The organism is Saccharopolyspora sp. (genome assembly GCF_017434145.1).
In the GTDB taxonomy this organism is placed as follows: Bacteria; Actinomycetota; Actinomycetes; order Mycobacteriales; family Pseudonocardiaceae; genus Saccharopolyspora_C; species Saccharopolyspora_C galaxeae.
The window spans coordinates 1-6217 of sequence record NZ_JAFRFW010000434.1; the positions used below are offsets into that span (position 1 = coordinate 1).

Consider the following 6217-nt stretch of genomic DNA (forward strand, 5'->3'; position numbering starts at 1 on the left):
GCCGTCGCGGACGCCCGCCCCGCTGCTCGCCCGTGCCCGCCACCGCGAATCACCGCTGCCCCGCCTGCCTGCGCCGCTGCGCCTGGAACAACCGGGACAGGTAGGCGTCCTGCAGTTCGTCGCGCTCCTGCTCGGTGATCTCTCCGGCGGCCAGCAGCTCGTCGGCCCGCGCCATGCCGCGCTGGATGGCGCCGAGGTCGTAGTACTCGCGCTCGGCCTGTTCGCGGATGCGCTCGGCGATCCACGCCACGCCACGCACCGGGGCGATGGGCGCGGTGAGAATTCCGCTCAACAGACCCATGTCAGTCCTCCGGAAGGAAGTCGTACGGGGCCAACGGCCCCAGCAGCCGCAACCGGACTCGACCGGCGAAGTCCTCGCCGAGTTCGTCGACGGCGCGCTGGAAGTCCTCGATCCGATCGCGGTCGACCAGCAGCGCGACGCTCAGCGCATCGTCCTGCCCGCTGACCTCGCGCACCGAAGTGGCCGCCGAGTGCGGCGACAGCGCCGCCACCGCGGCTCCGACGGTCAGCTCCCGCTTGCGCTCCACCGCGGCGCTGACCAGCTCGCCCAACCGGACGCGCGCGGCGTGCCCGGAATCCTCCGGCACGCCCTGCAATTCCTCGCGCAGGCCGCGGATCTCCGGATCGTCCCCGACGATCTCACGCAGGTGGATCTGGTCGAGATAGCTGCCGTGCAAGGTGAATTCCACGAGACCGTCGAGTTCGGCGAGGATCGACTCGAAGTCGTCCTGGTTGCCCGCCAGCAGCTCGTTGCGCACCGCCGCCAAGTCCTGCACCACGCCGCCGAAACGCAGCGGCAGCACGGTGGAATCCGCCGCCACCGCATCCAGCACGCCTTCGTGCGCGAGCAGGTCGTCGCGCAGGCCCAGCGGCCGGTCCAAGTCGACCTCGCTGACCAGCGCCGCCAACGGGCCGGAACGCACCAGCCGCAAATCGGTTCCGCCCACGGTCGGCAGGTCGTCCGGCACCGGCACCTCGGCGCGCACGATGCCGTAGACGTAGATGCCCGCGGTGACCGAGGCGCTGCCGGTGTCCGAAGTTCGCTGCGCGGTCATCGCTCGCGCTCCCTGCCCCGTTCGCGCCGCGGCCGGGCCGGCTCGCGCTCCGGTTCCTGTTCGGTGCGGATCTCGTCGTACTTGTCCTTGGCCGCGTCCAGCACGCCCTTGGTCTTGCCCTGCGCGCCGCCCTGGGTCACGCCCTCGGACATGCTCTGCATCAGCTCCGGCAGGTCCTTGCCGCCCTTCTGATCCAGATCGAGGCGGTTGGTCGCCTCCGCGAACCGCAGGTAGGTGTCCACACTGGCCACCACGATCCGGGCGTCCACCGTGAGCAGTTCGATGCCCACCAGTGAGACGCGCACGAAAGCGTCGATCACCAAGCCCTTGTCCAGGATCAGTTCCACGACGTCGGCCAGGTTCCCCGCCGATCCCCGCTCGACGGATCCGCCTTGCGCGTTCGCCACCGTCACTTGTGATCACCTGCTTCGGCGCGTGCGCATCCGGGAACGGCGCGGCGTCGGCGCGGGCTCGTCCTCGTCGTCGCCGTACTCCTCGTCCGAGTAGCGGTCCGCGTAGTCCTCGTCGGTGCGCTCGCGGTACTCGCCGTCCCCGTACTCGCCACGCCGGTCTTCGTCGTCCCTGTACTCGTCGTCGCGGTATGCATCGTCTTCCGGGTATTCGTCCTCGTCCCGGTCCTCGTCGCGTCCCGCGCCCTCGGATTGCTCACCTTCGGCCGCCACCGCGTCGTCGTGGCTGCGAACCACCTCGCGGTCGCGGATCTCCCCGCGCCATCCCTCGATCTCGTCCTGCTCGAGGATGGTGCGCGTCATCATGTGCCGCTTGATGTGCTTGAAGTCCGAACGCACCCGGCGTCCCTGCGCACGCCACAGGTTCGCGGTCTTCTCGAAGAATCCCTGCGGGTGGTACTCGAGCACCAGCAGGATCCGGGTCAAGGTGGGCGTGAGCTCGTGGAAGGACACCGTGCCGTCCACCGAACCCTTCGAGCCGGTGGAGGTCCACACGATCCGCGAATCCGGGACCTGCTCCACGATCGTGGACTGCCAGCTGCGGTGCGACAGGAAGATCTGCGCGCGCCAGTTGACCTTCTCGTCGGATTCCTGCTCGACGCTTTCGACTTTGCGGGTGAAGCCGGGGAAATCCTCCAGCAGGGTCCACTGGTCGTAGACCACCCGCAGCGGCAGCCCGACGTCGTTCTGCTCGACGATGTTGACGACCTTGGCGCTGCCGCCCGACGATCCGCCGCCGCCCGCGCCACCGCCGGCGGCCTGCTTCACCGCCTCGGTGCCCGCGCCGAGCGCCGCCTTCAACGGCCCGCTGCCCTCGGCGAGCTTCTTGCCACCGGTCACCGCGGCCATCAGGCCCGGTCCACCGCCGTCGCCCGCGTAGTCGGTGAGCCGATCGGTCAGCTGCTCGACCTGCTTGCCCGCCGAGCCCGCGACTCGCTCCACCAGGGCGGTGAGCAGGTCCTGGGCGGCGCTTTTGAGGTGTTCCAGCGGCTGTGCCTCCGCCCCGGAGCCGGATTCCTGATCGCGCCGGTCAGCCATCATCGCCTCCCCGCCTGCTGCGCGGACGTGCCTCCGAAGGGCTCCGCGGTGCCTGTTCCGGGCGCGGGCGGTCTTGCGCGCGGGAACGCGCCGCCTGCTCCGGCCGCGGGCGCGACGACCGCGCGCGCGGTCGTTCGGTGCCGGAATCGGGCGCCGACTCGGCAGCCGAGGAAGTCGGATCGGACTCGCGACGCCCGGACTCCTCGCCGGATTCTCCGCCACCGGTGCCGCGCAGCTTCGCCGCACGTTCGGTCAGGCTGTCGCCGAGCGAATCGATGCGACCGGACAGCGCCGCAGTGGCCGCTTCCTTCGCCGCGTCGGCCAGCCGGCCCCGCACGGTTTCGGTTACCGAACTCAGCCCCGGCGAGGACGACAGCACCTTCGCCCCCTGCCGCAACAGCTGTTGCGGGTCGGTGCCGAACCGACGCCCGGCCAGTACCCCGCCGATGGTGATGGCGAGCTTCATCTTCTTGGTACGCCCGAGGAAGTAGCCCAGCGCCACCGCTGCGGCAACCTGCGTCCGCATCACCGACCTCCTCCCGAATCACCGATTCCGCGTCGCGCGCGGCAGATCGTTATCATCCATTTTGGACAGTCACGGGGCCGGACCGCTGCGCGGACACCGGGTTCTTCTCGACAGTACTCCCAACGAAGCTCGTCGACATAGGGATCGAGAGCGAATTCCGCCGCACACCAAGCGGATCAGCTTCGGAAATCGATTCCCCCGGCGGCCGGCGAATCTTCGAGCGGGTTTAACGATCCCGCCTCGCGGCCAACGCCTGAACCGCACGCGTCCGATCGCCGAAGACGGGGGGATCCGATGACCCGCCAACAGACCAGCGTCCCCGCACAGCAGCAGCAACCGCCGGGAGCCACCGGCGAGATGACGCCGCGACCGCGCGACGAGATGCGCGACTACGAGGGACGCGGGCTGCTGCAGGACAAGCGCGCCCTGATCACCGGCGGCGACTCCGGGATCGGCCGGGCCGTCGCGGCCGCGTTCGCCAAGGAAGGAGCCGACGTCGCGATCGTCTACTTCGGCGACTCCGAGGACGACGACGCCCGGCACACCGCCGGGCTCGTGACCGCGCAGCAGCGGCGTTGTTCGCTGCACAAAGGAGATCTGGGCTCGCGCTCGGAGTGCGAACATCTGGTGACCGAAGTGGCCGGAGAGCTCGGCGGGATCGATTTGCTGGTCAACCACGCCGGAACGCAAGCCGTGGAAAGCGATTTCACCGAGATCACCGACGAGCAGTTCGACCGCACTTTCAAGGTCAACGTCTACGCGCCGTTCTGGGTGATCCGCGCCGCGCTGCCGCACATGGGCGACGGCGGCTCGATCATCAACACCGGCTCGGTGAACGGACTTCGCGGCAACAAGTCGATGATGGACTACTCGGCCAGCAAGAGCGCGGTGCACACGCTCACCAAGTCGCTGGCGCAATCGTTCGCCGGACGCGGGATCCGGGTGAACTGCGTGGCACCCGGTCCGGTGTGGACACCGCTGATCCCGTCGACGATGCCCGCGGAGAAGGTCGAAGGGTTCGGCGAGCAAGCCCCGATGGGCAGGCGCGGTGAACCGGACGAGATCGCCCCGTCCTACGTGTTCTTCGCCGCGGACCGGCTTTCCAGCTACTACACCGGCGAGGTGTTCGCCCCGGTGGGCGGCGAAACCCACCCCGGCTGACCGGCCGAAAGCGGCGCGCAGCCAGGCATTCGGGGCGGGCGGCACAGCCACCCGCCCCGTGCGCTTCGGCCTCGTCTCACCGGCCGGAGCGGAAGGTGAAGCGGACCTTGCCCACCCAGATCTCGTCACCGTCGGAGAGTTCGGCCCGATCCACCACGTGCCGGTTCAGGTAGGTGCCGTTGAGCGAACCGGCATCGGCGACGACGAACTGGTCGCCAACGCGGTGGATCTCGGTGTGGTAGCGCGAAACCGTGACGTCACCGAGCACGATGTCGCAATCGCGGTGCCTGCCCAGCACGGTGCACGCGCCCGCCAGCGGGAACTCGGAGCCCTTGTCCGCCCCGCGGGCGACGACCAGCGCGGCCACCTCGCTGCGGGGCCCGCCCTGCTGCGCGGGCACCTCGGCGGTGCCCGGCCGATCGGCCCGCGGCGCGGGCACCTGGACCGTTCCCGCGGTGTGCTGCCGCTCAGCTTGGTCGAACGGGGTTTTCGGGGCGCCGTACGGGGTTCGGATCATCGTCGTTCTCCTTGCGCGGACCACTCGGATCGTGCAGTTCCAGAGTGGCCGCTCGAACGGATTGTTTCACCGGGTACTTGGTCCTGAGCCGGGTGTCATCGGACACACCAGGTCACTGGTCAAGCACGCAACGAATCCTCAACGGCGCCGACACCGTGCTTTTGAAGGCCGATCCCCAGCCCGTCACTCACATTTCGTGAGCGGTCGGCGCGAGCGGCAGGCCGCAGGCGCCTTGCAGTCCCCGGATTTCCGCCGCGGACGCGAAAATGGGGGCCGGTCTGCCGCCCCGACCACGGCAGACCGGCCCCCGACCGGCGCTTCCGACTCAACCCCCCTCGTCCGGGCTAAGCCGGATGCGCCTCGCTCACGTGCAGCGGGGTCCCCTGCATGCACGTGGTTGGCGCGCCGGGTTCCGGATGGCCACGCACCACCAGGTGCGCACCAGGTTTGACCACCGCCGGATCCCCTCCGAGCAACAGGTACGGCGAGCGGCCTTGCGCGGGGAGCACCATGCAGCGGGACTCGACCCCGGATTGGACCTTGCCGGTCACCGTGATCTCCCCGCCTGCTCCCGCCGGAGTCGTCGCCCCCAGCATTCCGGCCGTGCACACGAGCAGAAATCCTGTGGCTACCCACCGCGATGTCCTCATGCCGCTCATTGCACAGGCGCTGCGGCCGGTTCGCCACTTGACCAACCCCCGCCCGCGATGAACCGGGCGTCCGCTCGGATAATCGGGTGCATGACGCGCAACTCCGCCCCGGCGCAGCAGACCGCGACGGTGGCCGTCGAGCCGAGCTACCGGCGCTACGGCGCCTGGATCGGGCTGCCGGTGGCCGGCGGGCTGCTCGGCTGCCTGGTGACGTTGCTGGCCGGTTGGGTCGCCGGGCTGCCGTGGGCGCCGTTCCAAGGGCCGTTCGAGGTGGTGGCCTCGCTGCCGCAGCCGCACGGCACGCTCGCGGTGGCCGGTTTCGGGATGGTCGCCGGGCTCGGCTTCGCCTCCTACATGGCCACTGATCGGCTCGCGGTGTCGGTGACGGCCGAGGGCGTGGAGCTGCGCCGCGGGAGGCGGCCCGCGCAGACGATCGACGGGACCTGCGTCCGCACGGCGTTCGCGGGCGGCGCAACGCTGGTGCTGCTGGACGACGACGGGGACGAACTCGCCCACGAAGCCACCGCCATCCCGGTCCACACGCTGCGCGAGGCTTTCCGGGCGCACGGATACCGGTGGAGCCAGGGCGACCCGCACGCCGGTGAGTACCGGTTGTGGGCCGAGGACGACCCGGATGTAGGGGTGCGAGCGAACTCGCTGCTGCGGACCCGCAAGCACGCTCTCGCCAAGCGGCACGGAGCCGAGGCGGCGCAGCTGCGCGCCGAACTCGCCCGCGCCGGATACCTGGTGCACGACCGCAAGAAGCAGCAGCAGCGCGC

9 protein-coding genes are annotated in these 6217 nt (G+C 70.1%); 2 read left to right on the top strand and 7 right to left on the bottom strand.

What is annotated here, in order from left to right; genetic code table 11:
- Nucleotides 1–49 precede the first annotated feature (49 nt).
- From IJH84_RS11905 to IJH84_RS11925, 5 genes are read right to left on the bottom strand one after another with little or no spacing between them, the layout of a single operon-like run.
- Nucleotides 50–301, bottom strand: coding sequence for a gas vesicle protein GvpG (locus IJH84_RS11905; RefSeq protein WP_200070519.1), 252 nt, complete (start codon nucleotides 299–301; stop codon nucleotides 50–52).
- Nucleotide 302: 1 nt separating this feature from the next.
- Nucleotides 303–1076: a GvpL/GvpF family gas vesicle protein gene (locus tag IJH84_RS11910; RefSeq protein ID WP_295144073.1), complete on the bottom strand. Its 774-nt coding sequence runs from the start codon at nucleotides 1074–1076 to the stop codon at nucleotides 303–305.
- Nucleotides 1073–1489, bottom strand: coding sequence for a gas vesicle protein GvpJ (gvpJ, locus tag IJH84_RS11915; protein ID WP_200070521.1), 417 nt, complete (start codon nucleotides 1487–1489; stop codon nucleotides 1073–1075). Before gvpJ ends, IJH84_RS11910 begins: the two co-directional genes overlap by 4 nt.
- Nucleotides 1490–1495: 6 nt before the next feature.
- Entirely contained in the window at nucleotides 1496–2584 is a 1089-nt protein-coding gene (locus IJH84_RS11920) for an SRPBCC family protein (protein ID WP_233627505.1), read from the bottom strand.
- Nucleotides 2577–3110 (bottom strand): hypothetical protein, encoded by a 534-nt coding sequence (locus IJH84_RS11925; protein WP_295144081.1) that lies wholly within the window; start codon nucleotides 3108–3110, stop codon nucleotides 2577–2579. Before IJH84_RS11925 ends, IJH84_RS11920 begins: the two co-directional genes overlap by 8 nt.
- Before the next feature lie 294 nt (nucleotides 3111–3404).
- Here IJH84_RS11925 and IJH84_RS11930 point away from each other — a divergent pair, with 294 nt between their 5' ends.
- Nucleotides 3405–4271: an SDR family oxidoreductase gene (locus tag IJH84_RS11930; RefSeq protein WP_295144084.1), complete on the top strand. Its 867-nt coding sequence runs from the start codon at nucleotides 3405–3407 to the stop codon at nucleotides 4269–4271.
- A 76-nt stretch (nucleotides 4272–4347) separates the two neighbouring features.
- Here the strand turns inward: IJH84_RS11930 and IJH84_RS11935 are convergent, their stop codons facing one another.
- Together IJH84_RS11935 and IJH84_RS11940 are read right to left on the bottom strand one after the other, a co-directional pair.
- Nucleotides 4348–4788, bottom strand: coding sequence for an FHA domain-containing protein (locus tag IJH84_RS11935; protein WP_200070525.1), 441 nt, complete (start codon nucleotides 4786–4788; stop codon nucleotides 4348–4350).
- Nucleotides 4789–5132: 344 nt separating this feature from the next.
- A complete protein-coding gene (locus IJH84_RS11940; RefSeq protein WP_295144088.1) occupies nucleotides 5133–5399 on the bottom strand; it encodes a hypothetical protein in 267 nt (88 codons plus the stop codon).
- A gap of 129 nt (nucleotides 5400–5528) precedes the next feature.
- On the opposite strand from IJH84_RS11940, the gene IJH84_RS11945 reads away from it, so the two are divergent.
- Nucleotides 5529–6217, top strand: a 689-nt coding sequence (locus tag IJH84_RS11945) for a hypothetical protein (RefSeq protein WP_295144092.1), incomplete at its 3' end; no start/stop codon positions are given.